This window comes from Pararhodobacter sp., from assembly GCF_034676545.1.
GTDB lineage: Bacteria > Pseudomonadota > Alphaproteobacteria > Rhodobacterales > Rhodobacteraceae > Pararhodobacter.
In genome coordinates this window covers 3,273,368-3,298,653 of sequence record NZ_JAUCBZ010000015.1, presented here as the reverse complement: position 1 = coordinate 3,298,653, position 25,286 = coordinate 3,273,368, and the positions used below count along the sequence as shown (strand labels likewise).

Annotated in this window: 24 protein-coding genes; 13 read left to right on the top strand and 11 right to left on the bottom strand. The window is 63.1% G+C overall.

What is annotated here, in order from left to right; translation table 11 throughout:
• Positions 1-206: 206 nt before the first annotated feature.
• Positions 207-677 (bottom strand): transcription elongation factor GreA, encoded by a 471-nt coding sequence (greA, locus tag VDQ28_RS19560; protein WP_323037528.1) that lies wholly within the window; start codon positions 675-677, stop codon positions 207-209.
• A 262-nt stretch (positions 678-939) separates the two neighbouring features.
• Between greA and VDQ28_RS19555 the strand changes: the two genes are divergently transcribed.
• The 3 genes from VDQ28_RS19555 to VDQ28_RS19545 all read left to right on the top strand — a co-directional run bounded on the left by VDQ28_RS19555 (position 940) and on the right by VDQ28_RS19545 (position 5,274).
• Positions 940-2,583 carry an electron transfer flavoprotein-ubiquinone oxidoreductase gene (locus VDQ28_RS19555; protein WP_323037527.1) on the top strand — a complete coding sequence of 548 codons (1,644 nt, stop codon included), beginning with the start codon at positions 940-942 and terminating at the stop codon, positions 2,581-2,583.
• A gap of 139 nt (positions 2,584-2,722) precedes the next feature.
• Positions 2,723-4,426: a tetratricopeptide repeat protein gene (locus VDQ28_RS19550; RefSeq protein WP_323037526.1), complete on the top strand. Its 1,704-nt coding sequence runs from the start codon at positions 2,723-2,725 to the stop codon at positions 4,424-4,426.
• Positions 4,426-5,274: a 4-(cytidine 5'-diphospho)-2-C-methyl-D-erythritol kinase gene (locus VDQ28_RS19545; RefSeq protein WP_323037525.1), complete on the top strand. Its 849-nt coding sequence runs from the start codon at positions 4,426-4,428 to the stop codon at positions 5,272-5,274. The genes VDQ28_RS19550 and VDQ28_RS19545 overlap by 1 nt, the downstream gene beginning before the upstream one ends.
• Here VDQ28_RS19545 and VDQ28_RS19540 read toward each other — a convergent pair.
• Entirely contained in the window at positions 5,267-6,262 is a 996-nt protein-coding gene (locus VDQ28_RS19540) for a polyprenyl synthetase family protein (protein ID WP_323037524.1), read from the bottom strand. The two genes, VDQ28_RS19545 and VDQ28_RS19540, sit on opposite strands and share 8 nt — an antisense overlap.
• A gap of 54 nt (positions 6,263-6,316) precedes the next feature.
• On the opposite strand from VDQ28_RS19540, the gene VDQ28_RS19535 reads away from it, so the two are divergent.
• Positions 6,317-6,520, top strand: a complete 204-nt coding sequence (locus tag VDQ28_RS19535; protein WP_323037523.1) for a DUF2007 domain-containing protein — start codon at positions 6,317-6,319, stop codon at positions 6,518-6,520.
• Between the two features lie 143 nt (positions 6,521-6,663).
• Positions 6,664-6,831: a YdcH family protein gene (locus VDQ28_RS19530; protein ID WP_323037522.1), complete on the top strand. Its 168-nt coding sequence runs from the start codon at positions 6,664-6,666 to the stop codon at positions 6,829-6,831.
• A gap of 6 nt (positions 6,832-6,837) precedes the next feature.
• Here the strand turns inward: VDQ28_RS19530 and VDQ28_RS19525 are convergent, their stop codons facing one another.
• The 4 genes from VDQ28_RS19525 to VDQ28_RS19510 all read right to left on the bottom strand — a co-directional run bounded on the left by VDQ28_RS19525 (position 6,838) and on the right by VDQ28_RS19510 (position 10,781).
• Positions 6,838-7,698 (bottom strand): DMT family transporter, encoded by an 861-nt coding sequence (locus tag VDQ28_RS19525; RefSeq protein WP_323037521.1) that lies wholly within the window; start codon positions 7,696-7,698, stop codon positions 6,838-6,840.
• A gap of 81 nt (positions 7,699-7,779) precedes the next feature.
• Positions 7,780-8,502: an acetoacetyl-CoA reductase gene (gene phbB / locus VDQ28_RS19520; protein WP_323037520.1), complete on the bottom strand. Its 723-nt coding sequence runs from the start codon at positions 8,500-8,502 to the stop codon at positions 7,780-7,782.
• 108 nt (positions 8,503-8,610) lie between these two features.
• Positions 8,611-9,783, bottom strand: a complete 1,173-nt coding sequence (locus VDQ28_RS19515; RefSeq protein WP_323037519.1) for an acetyl-CoA C-acetyltransferase — start codon at positions 9,781-9,783, stop codon at positions 8,611-8,613.
• Positions 9,784-9,941: 158 nt separating this feature from the next.
• Complete coding sequence (locus tag VDQ28_RS19510; RefSeq protein ID WP_323037518.1) at positions 9,942-10,781, bottom strand: EAL domain-containing protein; 840 nt, start codon at positions 10,779-10,781, stop codon at positions 9,942-9,944.
• Between the two features lie 168 nt (positions 10,782-10,949).
• Between VDQ28_RS19510 and argH the strand changes: the two genes are divergently transcribed.
• From argH to VDQ28_RS19485, 5 genes are read left to right on the top strand one after another with little or no spacing between them, the layout of a single operon-like run.
• Positions 10,950-12,338, top strand: coding sequence for an argininosuccinate lyase (gene argH / locus VDQ28_RS19505; RefSeq protein ID WP_323037517.1), 1,389 nt, complete (start codon positions 10,950-10,952; stop codon positions 12,336-12,338).
• The gene (locus VDQ28_RS19500; protein ID WP_323037516.1) at positions 12,335-12,457 is read left to right on the top strand and encodes a hypothetical protein; all 123 of its coding nucleotides are present in this window, start codon (positions 12,335-12,337) and stop codon (positions 12,455-12,457) included. The genes argH and VDQ28_RS19500 overlap by 4 nt, the downstream gene beginning before the upstream one ends.
• A complete protein-coding gene (locus VDQ28_RS19495) occupies positions 12,454-12,759 on the top strand; it encodes a DUF2834 domain-containing protein (protein WP_323037515.1) in 306 nt (101 codons plus the stop codon). The genes VDQ28_RS19500 and VDQ28_RS19495 overlap by 4 nt, the downstream gene beginning before the upstream one ends.
• 53 nt (positions 12,760-12,812) lie before the next feature.
• On the top strand, positions 12,813-14,078 hold the full coding sequence (gene lysA / locus VDQ28_RS19490) for a diaminopimelate decarboxylase (protein ID WP_323037514.1): 1,266 nt from the start codon (positions 12,813-12,815) through the stop codon (positions 14,076-14,078).
• 27 nt (positions 14,079-14,105) lie between these two features.
• Positions 14,106-16,565, top strand: a complete 2,460-nt coding sequence (locus VDQ28_RS19485; RefSeq protein ID WP_323037513.1) for a DUF4175 domain-containing protein — start codon at positions 14,106-14,108, stop codon at positions 16,563-16,565.
• 21 nt (positions 16,566-16,586) lie between these two features.
• Here the strand turns inward: VDQ28_RS19485 and VDQ28_RS19480 are convergent, their stop codons facing one another.
• The 3 genes from VDQ28_RS19480 to clpS are packed head-to-tail and all read right to left on the bottom strand — an operon-like array spanning position 16,587 to position 18,832.
• The gene (locus VDQ28_RS19480) at positions 16,587-17,393 is read right to left on the bottom strand and encodes an SDR family oxidoreductase (protein ID WP_323037512.1); all 807 of its coding nucleotides are present in this window, start codon (positions 17,391-17,393) and stop codon (positions 16,587-16,589) included.
• Entirely contained in the window at positions 17,390-18,457 is a 1,068-nt protein-coding gene (locus VDQ28_RS19475; protein ID WP_323037511.1) for a class I SAM-dependent methyltransferase, read from the bottom strand. The genes VDQ28_RS19480 and VDQ28_RS19475 overlap by 4 nt, the downstream gene beginning before the upstream one ends.
• A gap of 24 nt (positions 18,458-18,481) precedes the next feature.
• On the bottom strand, positions 18,482-18,832 hold the full coding sequence (gene clpS, locus VDQ28_RS19470; RefSeq protein ID WP_323037510.1) for an ATP-dependent Clp protease adapter ClpS: 351 nt from the start codon (positions 18,830-18,832) through the stop codon (positions 18,482-18,484).
• A gap of 98 nt (positions 18,833-18,930) precedes the next feature.
• On the opposite strand from clpS, the gene VDQ28_RS19465 reads away from it, so the two are divergent.
• Both VDQ28_RS19465 and VDQ28_RS19460 read left to right on the top strand, forming a co-directional pair.
• On the top strand, positions 18,931-19,638 hold the full coding sequence (locus VDQ28_RS19465) for an HAD family hydrolase (RefSeq protein ID WP_323037509.1): 708 nt from the start codon (positions 18,931-18,933) through the stop codon (positions 19,636-19,638).
• Positions 19,639-19,934: 296 nt separating this feature from the next.
• The gene (locus tag VDQ28_RS19460) at positions 19,935-21,758 is read left to right on the top strand and encodes a serine hydrolase (protein ID WP_323037508.1); all 1,824 of its coding nucleotides are present in this window, start codon (positions 19,935-19,937) and stop codon (positions 21,756-21,758) included.
• 6 nt (positions 21,759-21,764) lie between these two features.
• Here the strand turns inward: VDQ28_RS19460 and VDQ28_RS19455 are convergent, their stop codons facing one another.
• Positions 21,765-22,703 carry a class I SAM-dependent methyltransferase gene (locus VDQ28_RS19455; RefSeq protein WP_323037507.1) on the bottom strand — a complete coding sequence of 313 codons (939 nt, stop codon included), beginning with the start codon at positions 22,701-22,703 and terminating at the stop codon, positions 21,765-21,767.
• 406 nt (positions 22,704-23,109) lie between these two features.
• On the opposite strand from VDQ28_RS19455, the gene hemC reads away from it, so the two are divergent.
• Positions 23,110-24,057 (top strand): hydroxymethylbilane synthase, encoded by a 948-nt coding sequence (hemC, locus tag VDQ28_RS19450; protein ID WP_323037506.1) that lies wholly within the window; start codon positions 23,110-23,112, stop codon positions 24,055-24,057.
• Between the two features lie 125 nt (positions 24,058-24,182).
• On the opposite strand, the gene mnmH is transcribed toward hemC, so the two are convergent.
• Positions 24,183-25,232 carry a tRNA 2-selenouridine(34) synthase MnmH gene (mnmH, locus tag VDQ28_RS19445; protein WP_323037505.1) on the bottom strand — a complete coding sequence of 350 codons (1,050 nt, stop codon included), beginning with the start codon at positions 25,230-25,232 and terminating at the stop codon, positions 24,183-24,185.
• Positions 25,233-25,286 lie beyond the last annotated feature (54 nt).

Here is a 25,286-nt window from a genome sequence, read left to right as displayed (position 1 = left end):
CACCGCCAGCGCAACGACCACAAGGCCCAACGTGTCGGAAATCTGACGCCCTTGCAGCCCCATGACCCGAAACGCCAGCGCCAGCATCCCCAGCCAAACCAGCGAGAGCACGAAGGCCAGCACTTCGCCCGAAATCCGCGGGCGAGCGGGTTTCGGGGTGGCGGTTGTTTCCGGGGCGATGTGGGGATCGGGCATGGCCGAGCCGATCAACGATAGACGATCGAGATCACTTCGTAGCTGCGCTCGCCGCCCGGTGTGCGCACATCGACCGAATCGCCTTCGTCCTTGCCGATCAGGGCGCGGGCGATGGGGGATTTGATGTTCAGCAAGCCCAGTTCGATATTGGCCTCGGCCTCGCCGACGATCTGATAGGTGCGCTCTTCCTCGGTGTCTTCGTCGATAATGGTGACCGTCGCGCCGAATTTGATCGAGCCGGTGAATTTGCGCGGGTCGATGACCTCGGCGCGGCTGATCAGGGATTCCAGTTCCTTGACGCGGCCCTCGATGAAAGACTGCTTTTCGCGCGCGGCGTGATACTCGGCGTTTTCCGACAGGTCACCATGTTCGCGGGCATCGGCGATCGCCTTGATGACCGCCGGGCGTTCCACGCTTTTGAGTTGCCGTAATTCCGCTTCCAGGGCTTCGAAGCCACGGCGGGTCAGGGGGAACTTTTCCATCAGGCCTCACACGCAAATGAAAAGGCCCACGGCCATAAGCCGGGGCAATTTGTGTTTCGTCGAGAACAGAAGACAGGAAGGCCAGTCGGATTGCAAGCCCTGCAAACGGTTCTGCGCGGTGTGTTGCCCGTAAAACGAGAATGATCCGGTGATGCGCCGTTCTGACGTTCAGTCCGGATTGACCGACAAGCCCCGCTAAGGGTATCCACCTTGAAAGATTATTGCGCCTACCGGCCGCCATTCCGAACCGAGGAGTCCCAAGATGCCCGAGATCGAACGCGAAGCGATGGAGTACGATGTCGTCATCGTTGGTGCAGGACCTGCCGGCCTGTCAGCCGCGATCCGGCTCAAGCAGTTGGATGCCGATTTGACGGTGGTGGTGCTGGAAAAAGGTTCGGAAGTGGGCGCGCATATCCTGTCGGGCGCGGTGCTGGATCCGTCGGGCCTGACGCGGCTGATGCCCGACTGGAAGGAAAAAGGCGCGCCGCTGAACGTGCCGGTCAAACATGATAACTTCTACATGCTGGGCGAGGGCGGCCGGATTCGCGTGCCGAACTGGCCGATGCCGCCGCTGATGTCGAACCACGGCAATTACATTGTCAGCATGGGCAACGTGACCCGCTGGATGGCCGAGCAGGCCGAGGCTATGGGCGTCGAGATTTTCCCCGGCATGGCGGCGTCAGAAGTTGTCTATGACGGCACCCGCGTGAAGGGTGTCGTGGCGGGCGAGTTCGGCAAAGAGGCCGATGGCTCGATGGGCGCCAATTATGAGCCGGGCATGGAGTTGCACGGCAAATATGTGTTCATCGCCGAGGGTGTGCGCGGCTCGCTGGCCAAGGAAATCATGGCCAAATACGAGCTGTCCAAAGGCAAATGCCCGCAGAAATTCGGCTTGGGCATGAAGGAAATCTGGGAGATTGACCCCGACAAGCACCGCGAGGGCACGGTCACGCATACGATGGGTTGGCCTTTGGGCGGCAACGCGGGCGGTGGGTCGTTCATCTATCATGCTGAAAACAATCAGATTATGATCGGCTTTGTGGTTCACTTGAACTATCAGAACCCGCATCTGTACCCCTATATGGAATTCCAGCGGTTCAAACATCACCCGATGGTTGCCGAGTTGCTGGAGGGCGGCAAACGCGTGGCTTACGGCGCGCGGGCGATCTCTGAGGGCGGCTGGCAGTCGGTGCCCAAGGTGACCTTCCCGGGTGGCGTGCTGCTGGGCTGTTCGGCGGGGCTGGTCAACGTGCCGCGCATCAAGGGCAACCACAACGCGATGCATTCGGGCATCGAGGCCGCCGACGCCGCCTATGCCGCGCTGCAAGCGGGCCGCGAGGGCGATGAACTGACCGCCTATGAGGACACGCTGCGCGCGGGTCCGGTCGGCAAGGACCTGAAGAAAGTGCGCAACGTCAAGCCGATGTGGACGAAATGGGGGCTGCTGCCGTCGCTGGCGCTGGGCGGGATGGACATGTGGACCAACACGCTGGGCTTCTCGGTGTTTGGCACGCTGAAACACGGCAAGACCGATGCTCAAGCAACTGGCGAGGCGTCGAAATACAAGGTGCTGGAATATCCGCGCCCGGATGGCAAACTGTCGTTCGACCGGCTGACCAACGTGGCCTTCAGCTTTACCAACCATGAGGAATCGCAACCCGCGCATCTCAAGCTGATCGACCCGACGATTCCGATCAAGGTCAACCTGCCGAAATACGCCGAACCCGCGCAACGCTATTGCCCGGCGGGGGTCTATGAGGTCGTGGAAAAGGACGGCAAGCCCGAGTTCGTGATCAATTTCCAGAACTGCGTGCATTGCAAGACCTGCGACATCAAGGACCCCAGCCAGAACATCAACTGGACCACGCCACAGGGCGGAGACGGGCCGAATTATCCAAATATGTGATCGGCTCGCGCGTGCGTGATCAAATCCGGGCGTTCGGGACGGCGGGGCGGATTGCCCTCGCCGGACCGGGTCGCTACATCTGTGGGGTAAGACTGCTGCTTGGAGCAGCTCGCACCGGGAGACTGCTTTGCCGCGCACCATGAAAATCCGCCCTTTCGCCTTTGGTTTGATGGTTGTTGCTGGTCTGACGGTTGCGCCGGTGCCCGTGACGGCACAAGGAATTGCGGGTGCGTTTCTTGCCGCCCGAGAAGCGGGCATTCGCAACGATTTCGCCCATGCGACGCCGTATCTGGAACGCCTGTTGCACGACGATCCGGAGAATGCAGCGACATTGGAAGGGGCGGCGGTATCGGCCTTTTCAGCCGGGGATTTCGCGACCGCAACACGCCACGCCACCACGCTGGCGGCGCTTGACCCGGCGAACCGGGCGTCGACGTTGATCCTGTTGACGGATGCCTTTGCGCAACAGGATTATGCACGCGCGCTTGATCTGGCGTCGAGTGAGGCCGAGGTTCACCCCTTGATTGTCGGCTTGGCGCAGGCCTGGGCCGAATTGGGCCAGGGCCGGATGTCCGAGGCCTTGGCGTTCTTGGATCAATCCGCGGCGCAAGAGGGCATGACCGCGTTTGCGCAATATTGTCGCGCCTTGGCGCTCTCGTTGGTGGGCGATGTCGAAGGCGCGCTGGCGGTCATGGAAGACGTGAACGGCGGCGTGACCAGCACGCTGAACCGCCGCGGCTATGTGGCTTATGCGCAGCTTTTGGGCCTGTCGGAACGATTTGACGACGCGCTGGCGCTTATGGAGGCGGTCTTTACCGGGGCCAATGATCCGCGCATTTTCGCGATGGATGAGGCGTACCGCGCCCAAACCGCGCTGCCGTTTGATCTGATCACCACCCCGGCGCAGGGCATGGCCGAGGTTTTTGCGGTGATGGCCAATGCGATGCGGTCGGTGCAAAACCTCCATGAGGCGCTGATCTATGCGCAAGCCGCCGTTGCGATCAACCCGTCCCTGACGGATGCGCAGTTGATGATCGGCCAGATTTTCGAGGATCTGGAGCAACCGGCCCTGGCGATCGAGGCTTATGGGCGCATTCCCGAGGGCGACGTGTTCCACATGGCCGCGGGTATGGGGCAAGCGCAGGTCATGCAGACCCTGGGCCAGATGGACGAGGCGATCCAGTCGCTGACGGCGCTGTCCGAGCAGAACCCGCGGTCGTTCGTGGCGCGGCAGGTGCTGGGCGATTTCCTGCGTCAAGACGGGCAATATGCGGCCGCGATCGAGGCCTATACCAGCGCCATCGCCATGATGACCGAGCGCGGCATAACGCCGGGTTGGCAGACGTGGTTCTCGCGCGCGGTCGCCTATGAGCGCTCGGACCAATGGCCCGAGGCCGAAGCCGATTTCCGCGCCGCGTTGGCGATTGAGCCAAACCAATCGACGACTTTGAATTATCTGGGGTATTCGCTGGTCGAACGCGGCGAATCCTACGACGAGGCGCTGGAAATGATCGAGCGTGCCGTCGAGATCGAACCCAGCAGCGGCTATATTGTCGACAGTCTGGCCTGGGCCTTGTTCAAGCTGGGGCGCTATGACGAGGCGGTGCCGCATATGGAGCGCGCGGTCGAATTGGCGCCGGCGGATGCGATCCTGAATGACCATCTGGGCGATGTGTACTGGGCGGTCGGCCGTCAACGCGAGGCGCGGTTCCAGTGGCGGCGCGCGCTGTCGTTTGGCCCGTCGGACGACCTGGACAGCGAGTTGGTGCGGCGCAAGCTGGAGATCGGTCTCGATGCGGTGCGCGCCGAGGATGGGCAAGAGCCGCTGCACCCGGTGAACTGATGCCCGGCCCCGTCGCGTCGCGATTGGCTCCGGCCAAGATCAACCTGACCTTGCATGTGACCGGGCGGCGGGCGGATGGCTATCATCTGCTGGATTCGCTGGTGGTCTTTGCCGAGCTGGGTGATCTTGTCAGCGTGCACGATGCGCCGGGCCTGTCGCTGAGCTTGACCGGGCCGCAGGCGCCGGTCCTGGTGCCCGAGGCCGACAACCTTGTGCTGCGGGCGGCGCGGATGATGGGCGCGCGCGATGTGGCGCTGACGCTGGACAAACGGCTGCCCGTCGCCTCGGGCATGGGGGGCGGGTCGTCGGATGCGGCGGCAACGGTGAAATTGCTGGTGGCGCGCGGCGCGGCCATGCCCGGCACCGCACAGGCAATGGACCTGGGCGCGGATCTGCCGGTCTGCCTGGCCGCGCCACAGCCCAGCCGCATGCGTGGCTTGGGCGAGGTGGTCGATCCGGTGCCCATGGTGCCGCCGCTGTGGCTGTTGCTGGTCAATCCGGGTCAGGGGCTGTCAACGCCGGCGGTTTTCAAAGCCTTGGAAAATCGTAGCAATCCATCAATGCCCGATCCATTGCCGCGCTGGGCTGATGCGGCGTCGCTTTGTGACTGGCTGACCGCGCAACGCAATGACCTGGAGGCCCCGGCGCAAAGGTTGATGCCCGCCGTCTCTGATGTTCTGGCGCAACTGGCCACGCAACCGGGGTGTTTGCTGGCGCGGATGACCGGCTCGGGCGCGACGTGTTTCGGGGTGTTCACCGATCCGCGCCGCGCGCGGGCCGCCGAGCAGGCCTTGGCGCGGCCCGGCTGGTTTGTGGCCGTGACCCGCAGCGAGGGCTCCGTCAGTTAACCCGCGCGACCACGAAATCCGCCAGATCGGCCAACATGTCGCGCAGCGGGTGATCTGGAAGCGCCGCGACCGACTTGCGTGCCTGCGCTGCCCAATGCCGCGCCGTGTCGCGCGTGCTGGCCAAGGCGCCGTGTCGTGTCAGAAGCGTCATGGCGTGATCCAGATCGCCGTCCTGCTGCTGGCCGCGGCCAATTGTGCGCTCCCAAAAGGTGCGCTCTGTGGCGTCGGCGGCGGCAATCGCGCGAATGACCGGCAGGGTCAGTTTCCGCTCACGGAAATCATCGCCAAGGTTCTTGCCCAGCCCGTCGCCCGCGCCGCCGTAATCGAGATAATCATCGACGATCTGAAAGCAGATGCCCAAGGCGTCGCCGTAGTCATAGAGGGCCTGCACCTGCGCCTCGGGCGATCCGGCGATCACCGGGCCGACCTGGGTTGCGGCCGAAAACAGTGCGGCTGTCTTGCCGCGAATGACCTGCATATAGGTCGCCTCGGTCGTGGCGAGGTTCTGGGCGGCGGTGAGTTGCAGCACTTCGCCCTCGGCAATCACCGCAGCGGCATTCGACAGGATCGACAGTGCGCGCAGATTGCCCGGCTCGACCATCAATTGAAAGGCGCGTGCGAACAGATAGTCGCCGACCAGCACGCTGGATTTGTTGTCCCACAGCAGGTTCGCGGTGGGCCGCCCGCGCCGTTTCGCGCTTTCGTCAACCACATCGTCATGCAGCAAGGTCGCGGTGTGAATGAACTCCACCGTCGCGGCCAGTTTGATATGCGCATCACCCTCGTAGCCGCACATCCGCGCGGCGGCCAAGGTCATCATCGGGCGGATGCGCTTGCCACCAGCCTCGATCAAATGCGCCGTAACCTCGGGGATTCGGGGCGCATTTTCGGACATCATGCGCGCGCGGATCAGGGCATTGACCTGCGCCATATCGTCGGCAAGGACGTCTGCGAGGCGTTCAAGGGGTGTGGCGCGCGTTGACGTCATCAGTTGAGGAAACCCTGCTTTGACAAGCGCCAAGGCTTGTCGTTTAGTGATCGCATGAAAGAACTGTTACGCACAACGGATCCCACGATCATCCCCTTCGCAACAGCCCTTCTTGCGGCGGAAGGTATAGAGACGTTTGCCTTGGACGTCCATATGAGTGCGCTCGCGATTGTGCCACAACGTTTGATGGTTGGCGACCGCCAAGAGTTCATGGCGCGGGCCATTTTGCGCGATAATGGCGTGCCGATAACGGCTTGAATAGCTGCAATTCACCCGCATTTTTGCAAGCCTTCTCCGACCCTTGCCAATTTCGCAAAAAGTTGACGACGGTTTCATGTGACAAGTGAGTCAATCTGTGATGCACTGGCTCCTACGGACACCCGTAAAACAGGAGGATCTCAATGTCCCTTACCTCTCGTCTCGAAGAGTTGCGCCGCCGTCACGACGTGCTGACCCAAAAGGTGGAAATGGCGCAACGTGCCCCCGGATCCGATGATCTGGCCATTGCAGAGATGAAGAAGCAGAAATTGAAGCTGAAAGAAGAGATCACAAAGCTCGCAGCAGGCTAACGAAGCTTACGCCTGTCTTCCAGCGCGCGCGGCCAGGACGGCCCCGCCGGTGATCAACGCAGCGGCCAGCGCCAGTGACAGGCTGGCGCTGGCAAGACCCGCGACAACCAACACCAGAGTTGACAGCAAAGGCGCGGCATAGGATGCCGTTCCCAAAAGCTGGATATCGCCGCCCTTGACGCCGATATCCCATGTGTAAAACGCCAATCCCACCGGGCCGAGGCCCAGCCCGAGGATGGCAAGCCAACCCAGTGATGACCCCGGCCAGACGGTGATTTCAGTCGCCAGATGCGCTACCCCCGACAGGATCGCGGTGGCGAGGCAGTAGACCGCGACGGCGGCGGTCGGAACGGCCTTCATGCGCCGTGAACCCAGCGAATATCCAGCCCATGTCAGGGCGGCAACAAAGGCGATGGCATAGCCGGTGATTGCGCCCGACACGCCGCTCAGGCCGCCCGCGACAATCAGGCCGGCGCCAAGAAACGCCAGCATCGCCCCCAGGATATGGCCCTTGCGCAGGGTTTCGCCCGGCAAAAGCCCCGAAAACACGACAATCAGCAGGGGCCACATGTAGCAGATCAACCCGGCCTCGGCGGGAGGGGCCAGCCTGAGCGCGGTGAAATAGAGGAAGTGGTAGCCAAAAAGGCCAAGGGTTCCAAAGACATAGGCTTTTAGCGGCACGGCTCGAAGCGCCTTCAGGTCACCCCGGACCCACAGCCAGACCAACCCCAACACGCCGCCAATCGCAAAGGTCAGCGCCGAGAGCTGCAGCGGCGGCACCGGGGCGCTGGCAACGGTGAACAGGGCCAGCAATGACCAGAGCGCGACCGCGGAAAAGCCGATCAGGCTGGCGTTGGTTCGGGTCATGCTGGTCTGTCCTGTTGCGGGATGTGAAAATGCCCGGACCACACGGGGCGATCCGGGCCAAGAGTTCGGGGTGTCAGCGGATCAGACGAAGAACTGCGCGCCGTTGGCGCTGATCGTCGAGCCGTTCACGAAGCCTGCATCATCCGAGACCAGGAAAGTCACGCAACGCGCGATTTCCTCGGGCTCACCCAAACGACCGGCCGGAATGCCGGCGATGATCGATTCGCGAACTTTTTCGGGCACGGCCATGACCATTTCCGTGGCGATATAGCCCGGGCAAACGGCGTTGGCGGTGATGTTGAAGCGCGCACCTTCCTGCGCCAGCGATTTGATGATCCCCAGGTCACCCGCTTTGGTGGCGGCATAATTGACCTGCGCGAATTGGCCCTTTTGGCCATTGATCGAGCTGATCACCACGACGCGGCCGAACTTGCGCTCGCGCATGCCGGGCCAGATCGGGTGTACCGTGTTGAAAACACCGGTCAAATTGGTGTCGATGACGGCGTTCCATTGATCGGGAGTCATCTTGTGGAAGGGGGCGTCTTTGGTGATGCCGGCGTTTGCCACGACGATGTCGATCGGGCCAAGATCAGCCTCGACCTTGGCGATTCCGGCTTTGGACTCTTCGTAATTGGCAACGTTCCACTTGTAGGTCTTGATGCCGGTTTCGGCGGTAAAGGCCGCTGCGGCCTCTTCATTGCCGGCGTAACTGGCCGCAACGTTGCAACCTGCCTCTTTCAGGGCGACCGCGATCGCAGCGCCAATGCCGCGCGTTCCGCCTGTAACCAATGCAACCCGAGCCATAGTGTCCTCCTGGGAAAAGTTCCGTTATAATTGTGTTAGCCAATGCAGAAGGTGGGCGCAACATTGTTGCGCCCACCTTTTCCGATTATTCCGAAAAATGCGTGAGCATCAGCGCTCAAGGCACATCGCAACGCCCATGCCGCCGCCGATGCACAACGTTGCCAAGCCTTTTTTCGCGTCCCGGCGGCCCATTTCGAACAACAGCGTGTTCAGAATGCGCGCACCCGAGGCGCCAATCGGATGGCCGATGGCAATGGCGCCGCCGTTGACGTTGACGCGTTCCGGGTTCCAGCCCATGTCCTTGTTCACCGCGCACGCCTGAGCCGCGAAGGCTTCGTTGGCCTCGACAAGATCAAGATCCTCGGCTTTCCAACCGGCTTTGGCCAGCGCCTTGCGCGAGGCATGGATCGGGCCGACACCCATGATCGACGGATCAAGGCCAGCGGTGGCATAGGAGGCGATGCGGGCCAAGGGTGTCAGACCGCGGCGCTGGGCCTCGGCCTCGGTCATCAGCAGGACGCCGGCGGCGCCATCGTTCAGGCCCGATGCGTTGGCGGCGGTCACGCTGCCGTCCTTGGTGAAGGCCGGGCGCAGTTTCTGCATGCTTTCCAGCGTGGCACCGTGACGGATGTATTCGTCTTGATCCACGACCGTTTCGCCCTTGCGGGTCTTGATGGTGAAGGCGACGATTTCATCCGCGAATTTGCCGGCCTTTTGCGCAGCTTCGGCCTTGTTCTGGCTGGCCAATGCGAACGCGTCCTGCATCTCACGGCTGATTTGCCACTGGTTCGCAACGTTCTCGGCGGTCTGACCCATGTGATAGCCGTTGAAGGCGTCCCAAAGACCGTCCTTGATCATCGAGTTGATGAACGAGACGTCGCCCATTTTGTGACCGGCGCGCAAATGCGAAACGTGGGGCGACAGGGACATGTTTTCCTGACCGCCCGCGACGACGATCGCGGCGTCTCCCAATTGTACATGCTGTGCCCCCAAGGCGACCGCGCGAAGGCCGGAGCCGCAGACCTGATTGAGGCCCCAAGCCGATGCCTCCACCGGGAGGCCGGCGAGAATAGCGGCCTGACGTGCGGGGTTTTGCCCCTGACCGGCGGTCAGGACCTGACCCAAAATGGTCTCGGCGACTTCGGCCTTGTCGATTCCGGCGCGCGCGACGACAGCTTCGATCACGGCGGCACCCAGTTGATGCGCGGGGGTGTTGGCAAAGCTGCCATTGAACGAGCCCACGGCGGTGCGTGCAGCAGATACGATCACGACGTTTGTCATTCGGGGTCCTCTTGGCGTAAGGCGCGATCGCTGTGACCGCGCAGATGTCAAAGGTTTACGCGCGCCCCCAAGTCAAATCAATGTTGCAAAGCAGAAAAGCCGGGCGAATTGCCGTTTTCCCGACCGATTGCGACAGAACCGATGTTGTCAACGGGATACTACCCAAGCTTTGCCAGTTTCGAGGTTCGCCAGGGCGCCTCTGTCGAGGGGATGCCGTAATAGTAGCCCTGCAGGCAATCGACACCGATGTCGATCAGGTAGCGGGCATCCTCGGCGGTTTCGACTGATTCGGCGACCGTGAACATATCGAATTGGCGGGCGATGGCGATCAGGGCCTGAGCCAGGACCTGATTGTCCGGGTCGGCGTGAATGCCGCGGATGAACTGGCCGTCGATCTTGATGATGTCGAAATAGAAATCCTTGAGGTAACGAAATGCGGTATAGCCCGCGCCGAAGTCATCAAGCGCAAAACAGATGCCGCGCGCCTGCATGTCAGCCATGAAAACCGTCACGAGTTCCGGCATCAGCATCGCCGAGCTTTCGGTAATCTCGAGGATCAGGCGCTCGGCAATCGTGGGGTCGGCGCGCAGCCCCCGTTCGAGCGTTGCCAGCCAAGTTGGATAACCGATTGATCGTGCGGACATATTCACCGCAAGCCTGATCGACGGTTCGCGCGCAAGCGCCGTCATTCCCAGCTCCAGTGCCAGACAGTCGATCTGCCGGCCGATTTCACTGGTTTCGACCGCCCCCATGAAGTCACGCGCCGGAATGACCCGGCCCTGATCATCGAGGATACGGATGAACGCTTCATAAAAGGCGGCGCGGTTGGTCATGCGCGCCTGAACCACCGGCTGATAGGCCAGCATGGCGCGTTTGTCGCGCAGCGCGCTGCGCACCATCTCGATGGTTTGTTGACGGCGCATCCGGTCCGCAACCGAGAGAGGCGAGTCGAACCCGTCCTCTGGCAGTGGGGGGGGTAGATTGTGCAATTGGGTCATGCCAGTCCTCACGCGATTTGCACCACGATGCACCACGCCAGTTAATAGGCGGTGAAGGCGCAACAGAATTCCGACGTCTCGCGCGCTGCCGCCCGGATTGGCGGCAATTGCGCGGGCGCGCCCGGCGGCGTATACGGGCACAGCAACATTTCTATTTGGGGAACATCCATGAGTGACGGCGCAAACACCATGTGGGGCGGCCGCTTTGCGGGGGGCGTCAATGCAATCATGGAGGCAATCAACGCCTCGATCGGGTTCGACAAACGCCTGTTTGCCCAGGATATCGAGGGCAGCCGCGCCCATGCCGCGATGCTGGCGGCGCAATGCATCGTGACACAGGCGGATCAGCAGGCCATCGACGCCGGGCTGTTGCAGGTCAAGGCCGAGATCGAGGCCGGAAAATTCCAGTTCAAGCCGGCGCTGGAAGATATTCACATGAATATCGAGGCGCGGTTGAAAGAAATCATCGGCGAACCGGCGGGTCGCTTGCACACGGCGCGGTCCCGCAATGATCAGGTGGCGCTGGATTTCCGGCTGTGGGTGCGCGCGCAATGCGACGCGGCGATCGAGGGGATCGACGCGTTGATGCGGGCGTTTCTGGGACAGGCCGAGGCAGGCGCCGACTGGGTCATGCCCGGGTTCACGCATTTGCAGACCGCGCAGCCGGTGACCTGGGGTCATCACATGCTGGCTTATGTCGAGATGCTGGCGCGTGACAAAAGCCGGTTTCAGGATGCACGCCGCCGGATGAACGAATGCCCCTTGGGCGCGGCGGCTCTGGCGGGCACGTCCTTTCCGATTGATCGCCACGCAACGGCCGCGGCGCTGGGGTTTGACCGCCCGACAGCCAACAGCCTGGATAGCGTCTCTGACCGGGATTTCGCGCTGGAGTTCCTGTGCGCTTCGTCGATCTGCGCGATGCACCTGAGCCGTTTTGCCGAAGAACTGGTGATCTGGTCCTCGGCGCAGTTCCGCTTTGTACGGCTGTCGGACAGCTTCACCACCGGGTCCAGCATCATGCCGCAGAAAAAGAACCCGGACGCCGCCGAATTGCTGCGCGCCAAGCTGGGCCGGATACTGGGGGCGACGGTGGCCTTGTTCACGGTGATGAAGGGACTGGCGCTGACCTATTCCAAGGACATGCAAGAGGACAAGGAGCAGGTGTTCGACGCCGCCGACAACCTCATGCTGGGCCTCGCCGCGATGGAGGGGATGGTGCGCGATATGACCGCGAATACCGAGGCGCTGGCGCTGGCCGCGGCCTCGGGGTTTTCGACCGCGACGGACCTTGCCGACTGGCTGGTGCGGGCGCTGAACCTGCCGTTCCGCGAGGCGCATCACGTCACCGGCGCGCTGGTGAAAATGGCCGAGGATGCGGGGATTGATTTGCCGGATCTGACATTGGCGCAGATGCAATCGGTCCATAAAGGTATCACCTCTGACGTGTTTGGCGTGTTGGGAGTGGACAACTCGGTGCGTTCGCGGGTCTCTTATGGGGGCACCGCGCCGGATCAGGTGCGGGTGCATGTTGCGCGCTGGCAGGAGGTGCTGGGATGAAATGGTCGATTTGGGTCGCGCTCGCCGGGCTTTCGGTGCTGGTCGGATGCGGTGCGGGTGAACCGCCGCGCGTCGCGGGCGGCATGGATCTGACGGAGTTGTGGGACGCCGAGTTGTGAGATGGCTCTGGCTGGCGCTGGCGGTCTGGGGCGCGGTGCACCCGATGACTTACTTCGTGCGCTGGTTCACCGAGCACGGGTTCTCCCTGATGGGCATGGTCGAGGCCTGGCACGCGAATGCCGCCACCTCGGGTCTGGTCTGGGACCTGACCATCGCGGCGATTGCGCTGACGATCTGGGTGCTGGTCGAGACCGCGCGCACGTCGAACCGCTGGGGCTTGCTGGCGATCCCGGCCACGTTTTGCATCGGTGTCAGCTGCGGCCTGCCGCTCTATCTGTTCTTGCGGAAATCAGATGGCTAAATGCCACAAATGTTGGTTTTCTGAAATCTTGATACGCCTATCCGGAGGGTCCGTTGGATCATTTTCTCTATAAAAACGGGCAGTTGTTTGCCGAAGATGTCGCGCTTTCCGAGATTGCGGAAACGGTGGGTACACCGTTTTATTGTTATTCTGCCGCCACGCTGACACGGCATTTCCTGCTGTTCAAAGAGGCGCTGGACCCGCTGCCGCACCTGATCTGCTTTGCGGTCAAGTCGAACTCCAATGTCGCGGTGCTCAAGCTGTTGGGCGATCTGGGCGCGGGGATGGATGTGGTGTCAATCGGCGAATACCTGCGCGCCAAGGCCGCGGGTGTGCCCGGCGAGCGGATCGTGTTTTCGGGGGTCGGCAAGACCCGCGACGAGATGCGCCAAGCGTTGCAAGGGGGCGTGCGGCAGTTCAACGTGGAATCCGAGCCCGAGTTGGAGGCGCTGTCACAGGTCGCCACCGCGCTGGGCCTGATCGCGCCGATCACCCTGCGCGTGAACCCGGATGTGGACGCCAAAACGCATGAGAAAATCAGCACCGGGCGCAAAGAGGACAAGTTCGGCGTGCCGATCAGCCACGCCCGCGAGATTTATGCGCGCGCCGCCAAACTGCCGGGGCTGAAGGTGATTGGCGTCGATATGCACATCGGCAGCCAGTTGGTCTCGCTGGAGCCGTTCGACGCGGCGTATACGAAAATGGCGGATCTGGTGCATGAGTTGCGCGCCGATGGACACGCGATCGAACGGCTCGATCTGGGCGGCGGGCTGGGCATCCCCTATACGCGCTCGAACGAGGCGCCGCCGTTGCCGCTGGAATACGGTGCGATGGTCAAGCGGGTGCTGGGCGATCTGGGTTGCGAGATCGAGATCGAGCCGGGACGCCTGATTTCGGGCAATGCCGGGGTGCTGGTCACCGAGGTGATCTATCGCAAGCAGGCCGAGGAGCGCGAATTCCTGATCGTCGATGCGGCGATGAATGACCTGATCCGCCCGGCCATGTATGGCGCACACCATGACATCGAGCCGCTGATCGAGGCCACGCCCGGAGAGCCGATGATGCCGGTCGATATTGTCGGGCCGATCTGCGAATCCGGCGATACCTTTGCCAAGCAGCGCGCCATGCCGATGATTGCGGCGGGCGAGCGGATCGCCTTTCGGTCGGCGGGGGCGTATGGCGCGGTGATGGCGTCGGAATACAATTCGCGGCCGCTGGTGCCCGAGGTTCTGGTCTCAGGCGATCACTTTGCGGTCATTCGTGCCCGTCCGAGCTATGATGAGATGATTGCGCGCGATAAAATACCGGACTGGCTGTAAGGTCAGCGCAAGGCAACGAGGTTCCTGATGGCGTCCACCGATCCGCTCCAGACTGTTTCGCGCGCGCTGTTTCTGACGCGCGCCGGGATGGTGGTGGAGCGTGCCGCGCGGGCGCTGTGGTTGCCGGTGTCGCTGGCGCTTTTGGCGGCGGTGGCCTGGGCGTTCGATCTGCACGCGCGCTTGCCGGGCGATCTGTCGCTGTGGGTTGCGGGCGCGATTGTCGTGATCGTTCTGGCAAGTCTGGCGCTGGGCCTGTGGCGCTTTCGCTGGCCGTCGCGCGCCGAAGCGGTGGCCCGCCTTGACCGCACACTGACCGGGCGCCCCTTGGCCGCGTTGAGCGATGCGCAAGCGATCAATGCCGATGATCCGGCGTCGGCGGCGCTGTGGGAGGCGCACCGCAGACGCATGGCCGCGCGCGCGGCCGAGGCGCGCCCGGTCGGCCCCAAACCGGCCTTGGCGCGGCAAGACCCGTTCGGATTTCGGCTTGTCGCCCTGAGCGCCGCCGCTGTCGCGCTGTTGTTTGCGGTGCCGGGGCAAAATGGCGGCTTGTCCGGGTTGCCGGGCAGTGCTGGCGCTGCGATTGGCCCCTCGTGGGAGGGGTGGATCACGCCGCCTGCCTATACCGGGCGACCGGGGCTTTATCTGAATGAAATCACCCGCGACGGGTTTGTCGTGCCGCAGGGCAGCCGCGTGATTGTGCGGTTTTATGGCGCGCCCGGCGCGTTGACCTTGCAGCAATCGCTGGATGAGGGCGTGCAGAGCGATGAAACCGGGCAGGCGCTGGACTTCACCGCGCGGCATTCGGGCCGCGTGAGCATTGACGGGCCGGCCGGGCGCGAATGGCAGGTCATGGTGGCGCCGGATGCGGTGCCGCTGGTCAGCGTGGCGGGGCCGATGACCCGCGCGCGTGGCGGTGTGCTGGAGCAGCCGTTTTCCGCCGCGGATGATTATGGCGTGACGCTGGGCGAGGCCGAGATCACGCTGGATCTGGCGGCGGTGGATCGCCGTCACGGGCGGGTGTTGCCGCCGGAAGCGCGCGCGCCCCTGCGGCTGCAATTGCCGATGCCGATCAGTGGCGACCGCGCGAATATCACTGATACCCTGCGCGAAGACCTGTCGCTGCACCCCTGGGCGCATCGGCCGGTTCAGGTGGTGTTGAGCGTGTCGGATGCGGCGGGTCAAGTCGGTGTCAGCCAACCCGAAACGGCGGTGCTGCCGGGGCGGCGTTTCTTTGAACCCGCGGCGATGGCGCTGGCGGAAATCCGCAGCGATCTGTTGTGGAACCGCGAGAATGCGCGGCGCTCGGCGCAGTTGATGCGCGCAATGCTGGACCGCTCCGAGGGGGCGTTTCGGTTCGAGGGTGCGCCGGTGATGATCCGCGGTGCGGTGGATTTCATCGAGACGCGGCTGGACGATGAGACATGGACCGCCGAGGCGCGCGACGAGCTGGCGCAGAACCTGTGGGACCTTGCCTTGCTGATCGAAGAGGGCGAGTTGGCCAATGCCCGCGAACGCCTGCATCGCGCGCAAGAGCGGCTGGATGAGGCGATGCGCAACGGGGCCTCGCCCGATGAAATCGCGGAATTGATGGATGAATTGCGCGACGCGACGCGCGATTACATGGAGATGCTGGCCGAGCAGATGGAACCGGGCGATGAGAACGGCGGCGACCAGCGCGATCAGGGTGAGCGTGAGCAAATGGAGGTCACGCAGGGTCAGATTCAGGAGTTGATGGATCGCATTCAGGCGCTGATGGAAGAAGGCCGCATGGATGAGGCCGCCGACTTGATGGCGCAACTCAATGCGCTGCTGGAAAACCTGCAAATGACGCCGGGCGAAGGCGGAGAGCCGATGCCCGGCGATCAGACGATGGAGGGGTTGGGCGAGACGTTGAACGACCAGCAGAGCCTGGCCGACGAGACCTTTCAGGAGTTGCAGGACCAATTTGGCGAAAATGGCGAGACGGGCAAGGACGGCGAAGCGGCAATGGACGATCTGGCCGAGCGCCAGCAACGCCTGAGCGAGCAATTGCGCGAACAGCAGTTGGACGAAGTGCCGGGCGAAGGCACACCCGAGGCCGATGCCGGGCTTGATGCGCTGGAGGAGGCCGGGCGCGCGATGGACCGCGCGGCCGAAGCTCTGGAGGAGGGCGACGCACGCGGCGCCTTGGAGCGGCAGGCCGAGGCTTTGGACGCGATGCGCGAGGGTTTGCGCCATTTCCGCGAGGCGCAAACCGCCGATCTGCGCGAACGCGCCGAGGCCGAGGGTGACGGGCAGCAAGGTCAGGCCCAAGGGGCAGGGCGCGACCCGTTGGGGCGTGAGCGCGGCGATCCGCGCGATTCTCAGGATTTGGGGTCGATGGTTCCCGGCGCGGATGCGCGCGAACGGGCCCGGGAATTGCTGGACGAAATCCGCCGTCGCTCGTCAGAATTGGAGCGGCCCGAGGATGAGCGCGACTATCTCAACCGGTTGATCGAACGTTTCTGAGGCGCGCAGGTTGGCGAAGGGTCAGTGCGCGGGGCGTTGCACCGAGTCCAACAGCGAGCGTCCGCCATCCAGGCCGATGATTTGCCCGGTGATGAAGCTCGACGCGGGCGAGGCCAGGAATTGCGCCGCTTCGGCGACTTCCTTGGCGGTGCCGATCCGGTGCAGGGGCGTGCCCTCGATGATCGCGTCGCGGTAATCACTGTTTTCGGCAATCGCGTCGCGCAAACTGCCGGACATCACCGAACCCGCGGCAATCGCATTCACGCGGATGTGATGCGGCGCCAGCGAGACGGCCAGCGAGCGGGTCATCTGCTCCAACGCGGCGTTGCTGATGGAAAAGCCCAGCAAATCAGGCTGCGTGCGATGCGCGGCCAACGAGCTGAGGTTGACGATTGTTCCGGCATCGGCGCTTTCCGACTCATCGGTTTCGGCTTGCAGGATCATGCGGCGGGCTACGGCGCGGCTCAGGCGCAACGCGACGTGCAGGTTTTGATCCAGGGCTTTCTCGACACTGGTATCGGCGGGGTCCAGCGGGTCCGTTGTACAGAACATGCGCGCCGCATTGATCAGGATGTCCACCCGTTCAAACGAGTTGATCGTGGCAGACAACAGGTTGGCCACATTCAGTTTTTCGCGCAGATCCCCCACGACGAGCCGTGCATTCGGGTGGTCTGCCAGATCTTCGCAGCCGGATTTCAACCGTTTGTCCGACAGATCGGCAAACACGACATTCGCGCCCTCATCCAGAAAATGACGGGCAATCGCGTGACCGATGCCCGAGGCGGCACCGGTGATGATGGCGGTTTTTCCGGCGATAGAAAAGGTCATGCGCGTCGCCCTGATCGGTGGTTGGAACTTGGCCGATTGCTGCTGGAGGCGGCTTGCTTCAGCGGCCCTTCGGCGTGGTATAACTTGAAACCCGGTGCGCCGGGAAGCTCGGTGTGTTTGCGGAACACTGCGGCCAGGGTGGTTTCATAGGGCAAATGGCGGTTCGCGACGAGGAACAATTGGCCCGATGGTTTCAGCATGGCGGCGGCGGTCCGGATGAAGGCCGTGCCCAATTGCGGGCGTGCCTCGCGGCTGGAATGGAACGGCGGGTTCATGATCACAACGTCGAACAAGAGCCGCGGCAGGGGGCTGGTCGCGTCGGCCCAATGGAAAACCGCGCGTGGGTCGGTGATGTTCTGGCGGGCGCAGGCCAGCGCGCGCGCGTCGGAATCGATCAGGTGCACGGCGCTCAGGCCGGGGGCCTTGGCCAGGAGCTGCGCCGACAGATAGCCCCAACCCGCGCCAAGATCGGCCGCGATGCCTTTGAGGCCCGAGGGCAGGGATTGCGCCAAAAGCACCGAGGCCGGGTCGATGCCGTCGGCGGAAAACGTGCCGGCACGCGTGGCGTAAGCGCGGCCCTCGGCGTCGGTGCAGTGGCCGGGCAGGGCGTGCCAATCGTCGAAATCGGGGCTGGCGTCGAACCAGGCGATCTTGCCATGGCCCTTGGCAATTGCCTCGCTGAGGTGGGTGCGGCCACGCAGCTCGCGCAGCATGGCGTCGATCCCGTCATATTTCTGACCGTCAAGGATGATCGGCCCGTCGGTGATTGTGCTGGCGGTGGCGATCAGGTCGCGCGCCTCGGCACGGCTGCGCGGCATGCAGATCATGGCGGCGCCATAGCGGCCGTCAGGTGCCGTGTGGCAGGCATAGCCCTGGGCGGCAAAATTGGCGTGATCGGGTGCATGGGGGGTGATGATGTGCACACGCTCACGCGGCAGCGGCGTGAAGAATTCGCCGGCCTGCGGGTGAAACACGGCGATGGTGCCCGTTTCGGGCAGCGCCAAGCCGGCAGACAGCGCAAGCTCCAGCCGCAGGGCGCGCGGGGCCGGGTCAGAGTTTGACATACTCACCGATAGGCGCGCGGGCGCCTACTCCTTTTCCAGGGTGCATTGTAGCGGGTGTTGATGGCGGCGGGAGAAATCCATCACCTGCGCCACTTTTGTCTCGGCGATTTCGTGACTGAAAACACCGACAACGGCCAGCCCTTTCTTGTGCACGACCAGCATGATCTCGAAAGCTTGCGCGTGGCTGAGACCAAAAAACCGCTCGAGCACATGGACGACAAACTCCATCGGCGTATAGTCGTCGTTCAGAAGCAGGACCTTGTACATCGGGGGGCGCTGGGTTTTGGGTCGCGTTTTCAGGGCGACACTGGGATCCCCGGTGCCGGGGCCACCGTCAACATCGTCGCGATCGGACAGGTGTGGGGTGAGTTCCATATGTCTAGCGTGCCTTGGATGACAGATTCGGTTCGCCCTCAGTATATAGTGTCCTGTGCGCGCAAGAAAACCCTGCGACGCGCGGCATGATGCAAAGGATGACCATGCGGATCAAAACACTGGGTCTGGATGCCGACGATACGCTTTGGCACAACGAACGATTTTTCCATCTGACGCAGGAGCGTTTCACCGAATTGCTGGCGGATTTTGCCGAGCGTGACCATCTGGCCGAACGGCTTTTGGCGGCCGAGCGCCGCAACATCAGGCAATATGGCTATGGCATCAAGGGTTTTGTGCTGTCGATGATCGAAACCGCCGTCGAAATCACCGAGAGCCGCGTGCCGGGCCATGTGATCGGGCAGATCATCGCCGCCGGTCAGGAGATGCTGGCCCATCCGATTGATCTGCTGCCCGGCGTCGAGGATACGTTGGAGGCCCTGCGCGGGCGACATCGGCTGATTGTCATCACCAAGGGCGATTTGCTGGACCAGGAGCGTAAGCTGGCGCAATCGGGGCTGGGGGAAATGTTCGATGCGGTCGAAATTGTCAGCGAAAAGACGCCGACTTCCTACGCGCGGATTTTTGACAAACACGGAGAGGGGCCGGCCACGGCTCTGATGGCAGGGAATTCGATGGCCTCCGACGTCTTGCCGGCGATTCACGCCGGTGGCTGGGGCGTGTTCGTGCCGCATGGACAGGAATGGGCGCTGGAAAAGGCCGAACCGCCGGTTGATCACCCGCGCTATCGGCAGATTTCAACACTGTCGTCGCTGCCAGAGTTGTTGGCGTGGATCGAGGCGCACTAACATCTGGTGGTCGCCTGTTGAGAAAGCGCCACATCTAGGCCACCTTAAGAGGCCGCGAAAACCTGTTGAAATGCGGGGGGTTTTCTTGATTGAACGACCGTGCTAGCGTGGACCAGAGCAGAACATGACGTCGGTGGCTAAACACCGATGCAGAGGCAGAGGGCAAGCACGTGACAACGCGCAAACGGCGTTGGCGTTGCAAAGGAAACGCGATAGGCGCAGTGTTGATCTGTGCTTTGCTGGTCGTCATGGCCAGTGGATCGCGGTCATTTGCAACACCATTTGCATCGGTCATCATGGATGTCCGAACCGGGGAAATCCTGCGGTCTTCGAACGCGACGGCGCGTTTGCATCCGGCCTCCTTGACCAAGATGATGACCTTGTACATCGCCTTCGAGGCGGTCGAAAATGGCGAGGTCAGCCTTGATACCCGCGTGCGCATTTCGCAAACCGCCGCATCGCAGCCGCCGTCGCGGTTGGGGCTGCGCGCTGGGCAGACCATTGCCTTTCGCTATTTGATCCGCGCCGCCGCCCTGCGATCGGCCAACGATGCCGCGGTTGCCATTGCCGAAGCGCTGGAGGGGTCGGTCCCCAATTTTGCCACCCGCATGAACCGCACCGCGCGCGCGATGGGCATGACGCGGACGAGTTTTCGCAATCCGCATGGCCTGACCGAGGACGGGCATTTGTCCACGGCCACCGACATGAGCATTCTGGGCCGCCAGCTCTATTTTGATTTTCCTCAGTATTACAACATCTTCTCGCGGATGAGCGAGGATGCGGGGATCGCCACGGTGCGCAACACCAACCGCCGTTTCCTGAGTGGTTATGCCGGGGCGGACGGTATCAAGACCGGGTTCACCAACGCGGCGGGCTACAATCTGACGGCCATGGCGGAGCGCGGCGGTGTGCGGATATTGGTCACGGTCATGGGCGGTCGGTCATCCAACCACCGCTATGAGCAGGTCGTGGCGCTGATGGATACCGGCTTTCGACAAGCACCAAGCCGCGCGGCCATTCGTCGGCCATCCCGCCCGAATTATGTGCGCGCGCCAGAGGATTCAGGGACAGGCGTGTCGGCGGGCCGGGTGATCCGGTTGCAGACGGCCCCAACGCAAAGCCGCTTTCCCGCGCCACGCCCGTTGCGGCCCGGCGAGGCACCCTCGGCTGAGTTGATCGCCGCGTTGCGCGATGAGATTGACGAGGTCATCGAGGATATCCGCGCCCCGGAACCAGACGTGGCGATCGCGCAGATTCAGGACACCACCGAAGAGCCCGAGGAGATGGACGAGACAGACGTGGCGGACGTCGCGGAAGGCCCGGTCGAGATTGCGGCCGCAGCCCCTGACCGCTCGCCTGTGCCCGCGCCACGACCGGAAACCGAGCAGGCAAGCGCTGCTGATGCTGCCGCCGAGTTGACCGAACTGGCCGAGGTCTCGCTTGAGGATGGTCCCGAGCCTGTCGCACGCCTGGAGACGCCAAACTCCCCGCTTCAATTCGAGCATAGCGCCGAGGCCGTCGCCGAGGTTGCGGTTCAAGAGGGGGAGATCGCCATTCCAGGTTTGCCGCCAATCGCGTTTGATTTGACCGGTGCGTCCGACGCGACCCCGACCCCAGGCGTCGAGCCTGTGACGGATTCGCAACCAGTTGAAATGATTGCCTCTCTGCCGCCCGCACCGATGCTTGCGCCGGCCGAAGGGGCGCTGGCGGTCGGCGATGACGGGCGCATCTTGTGGCGTGACGAGGAATTGTTGACGGCGTTGGAGCACGAAGAACCGGCCGATCCGGTTCTGGCGCCGGCCATCGTGCTGACCAGCAGCGGGTCCAGCGACGAGGCCCCACCGCCACCGATGCCCGAAATCGTGACCCGAGTGTCCACATCCGGAGGCCGCGTTTATGCCGTGTCGCTGGGGCAGTATCCGTCACGCTTCGATGCCGAGCGGGTTCTGTTGCGCCTGGCCTTGTCCGAGGCCGGAACCTTGGGCACAGGGGTTCGGCGGGTGACACCCCGCGCCGGGCGCTTTACGGCCGAGGTTCACAGCCTGTCCCAAGACGATGCCGCTTTGGCCTGTGCCCGGTTGACGGCCCGGAACCATGCGTGTGACGTGGTCGAGCCGTGAGGCAGGTCAGGCGCGCGTACACAGGATCCGAACCGAATCATACTTGCTGGCGGGCTCTGCGAACATCGTCCTCGCCAGCAGTTTGATCGAGTGCCACAATTGCCGCCTGACGTCGGCTTTGGTCATCGGACGGTTCTCCATCGCGGCCGAAATGCGCGCCTCGTCGAGGATCCAGTCAGAGGCGAATTGGCGCACATAGCCGCGATACAACACGCCATGAACCTTGAGGCCCGCGGCTTCGGCACAGGCCTGCAGGCTTTCCGGGGTAAAGAAATTCAAATGCCGCGGTGCGTCGAGCCAACGCCAGGCCTGGCCCATGCTGCGTGCCCCCGCCGAGGCGTTGTTGGGCACCTCGACCGTCATGACGCCGGTGTCTGACAACATGGCCGCCGCGTTGCGCAGGGACAAAAGGGGATCGAGCGTGTGTTCAAGGACATGCGAGAAGACGATCAGGTCGTATTGGCGGTCTTGAACGGTCTTGGGCAAATCCTCGGCGGTGCCGGGGTAGACATCCAACCCCCGGTTGCGGGCCACCGCGACGGCGCGCGGATCGGGCTCTATGCCCCGCACCAGATCCAGGAATGGGCCATAGGTCTGCATCCGGTCGCCGTCGCCGCAGCCGATTTCCAACGCCTGACTGGCATCCTCGGGGATGACCGAACGCCACCATGCGGGCGTCGGCTCTGCCCCGTTTTCCAGTCGATGGGCCAGCGACAAGAGCACGCGCCCCACGAACCCGGCTTGCCGCTTTTCTTCCTTTGGGTCAAATTCAAAGCGCTCTGCATGGGTATAATACGCATCGATATCGTAGAAACCGGCGACGTCTTGCGGCTTTGGGCGCGGGAAAATCTGGCCGAATTTCGCGGTATCATCCCACCAGATGCTCCAGCTTCGGCGGTCATCCGGGCGTCGCCAATCGAGGGGAACCGTCAGATATTGGCGCATCCTGTCCCCCGACAATGGGCAGGCGGGTTCCAAGACCATGTTGCCATTTGCGCATGGTAGAGGAGAACTGTTGATCATTGGTGAGCCTGGCTTTTTGCGTTTCCTGGCCTCCCTTTTGCGCGGCCAATGTGTCAAGAATTCGCCGATTTCGTGAGATTGTTAGAAAACGCTGCTGCTCGTCAGGGGATTTGGCGCGGTGGGCATGGAGGTTTTTGCGCTCAGGATACCCATGATGGAGGCCGCAAAAAGCGCGGCGCAGACGAGGGACCAGAGGCGGGCGGCCTTGAATTTTGTTGGCATGGCGGTGCTCCTGCTGGGGTGTTCTGGTGGGTCGTGCCAACCCGCCGCAGGGTTCAATTCTTTGCCCCCGTTGCCAGCGACGCAAGGCTTGGGTAAGCACGCCTTTATGAGCAACACCCTTCCCACACCCGCCCAACCCCTGAAGATTGGCACGCGCGGTTCGCCGCTGGCGCTGGCGCAGGCCCGTGAAACCCGAGCGCGCCTGATGGCGGCGTTTGATCTGCCGGAAAAAGCGTTCGAGATCGTCGTGGTGCAGACCTCGGGCGACCGGATTCAGGACCGTCCGTTGAAAGAGGTCGGCGGCAAGGGTCTGTTCACCCGCGAAATCGAGGACCTGATGCTGGAGGGTGGGCTGGATATCGCGGTGCATTCCATGAAGGACATGCCGGTCGAGCAGCCCGATGGATTGCTGCTGGATTGCTATTTGCCGCGCGAGGACGTGCGCGATGCCTTCGTGTCCAAGGGGGTGGCACGGTTGGCAGACCTGGCGCCGGGGCAGGTGGTCGGCACGTCCAGCCTGCGCCGTCGTGCGCAATTGCTGTTTCGTCGGCCTGATTTGCAGGTCGTGGAGTTTCGCGGCAATGTTCAGACCCGGCTGCGCAAGCTGGACGAGGGTGTTGCGGATTGCACGTTCCTGGCGATGGCCGGGCTCAATCGGCTGGATATGGCGCATGTCGCGAAATCCGCGATTGCACCCGAGGACATGCTGCCCGCCGTGGCGCAAGGCGCGATTGGCATTGAGCGCCGGGCCCATGATCCGCGCGCAGAGATGATGCTGAGCGCGATCCACGACGTGCCGACCGGGCAACGGTTGCGCGCAGAGCGCGCGTTTCTGACGGCGCTGGATGGATCATGCGAAACCCCGATTGCGGGGCTGGCCCTGTTGGAGGGTGATGAGATCTGGCTGCGCGGCGAGATCCTCAGGCCGGATGGGTCGGAATGCCTTGCCGAGGAAGGGCGCGCCTTGATCGAGGATGCGGCCGAGCTGGGCGATGAACTCGCGCGGCGTTTGCTGGCACGGGCCCCTGCGGGGTTCTTCGATTGGCGCGATTGAAGGTCTGACATTGCCCGGATGGGGAGCGCTGCCAAAGCATAGGCAGTCGGACGTTTTGTCGGAAAAGTGCGATTCCACCTTGTTCAGGCGGACATCTGCGCCTTCCAATGTTGAGAAATGAACATTTATCCCAGTCGTGCGGCAAGCGTCGCGGCGAGTGCCTCCAGCGCCGGGTCGTCCAGCCGTTCAGTCTTTAACACTTCGTTCGCAAGTTCGCGTCTTAGCGCCGTGCGCTCGTATCTGGGGTCGTAATGCTCGACCATCAGCCGCGCGGCGAGGGTCTCAAAATCCTGAATCTCGGCAAGTTGGTGCCACTCGGCGCGGGTTGCCTGCGCATGGAATGGTGCGAGCGCGTCGATCCTGAGCCGCAGCTCATCGGGGTCGGCGATGATGTCGGAATAGGCCTGCGTCAGCCAGGTGGCACGCGCGTCAATCGGCGCGTCGATCTTGATCCGGGGCGCGTCTTGCATGGCGCGCCAAATGGAAGGCGGCAGGCGCAGCTGGCCGATCCGGTTTGACTCGGCTTCAAGCAGCACGGGCCGCGTCGGGTCAAGCCGGGACACGGCAAGGGCAAGCGCGGATTTAAAGGCTTTTTGCGATGGCTGGGTATCGCCGGGGGCAAGGCCGAACAGCGAACCGCGATGCCGCGCCAGCCCTTCAAGGTCGATCACCTGCCCGCCACGCGCGGCCACACGGAGCAGGATCTCGGTCTTGGCGGTGCCGGTGTTGCCGTCCAGAATCAGAACCGGATTCGGAAACGGAACCTCGTAGAGCGCGTGCTGCACCAACTTGCGCCATGTCTTCCAGCCGCCCTCCAACACGCCCACTTGCCAGCCGATCTGCCCGAGGATCATCGCAAACGACCCCGAGCGCTGCCCGCCGCGCCAGCAATAAATCAAGGGTTTGTAATCGGCGGGCTTGTCAGCCAGCGCGGTTTCCAGATGCTGCGCCACATTTCGAGACACGCGCGCCGCACCAAGTTTGCGCGCCCGCAACCGGCTTTCCTGCACATAGATCGTGCCCACTTCGGCGCGCTCCAGATCATCAAGAACCGGCAGGTTGATCGCGCCGGGCAGGTGATCTTCGGCATATTCGGACGGCGAGCGCGCGTCGATCACCTCGTCAAAGGGCAAGGCGTCAAGAGCGGCCAGAGAGGTCAGGGTTATGCGTTGCATGGGTTGGCAATACTGGTTGGCGGGCGCAAGGGTAAGCCCCCTTGCGCCGAAATG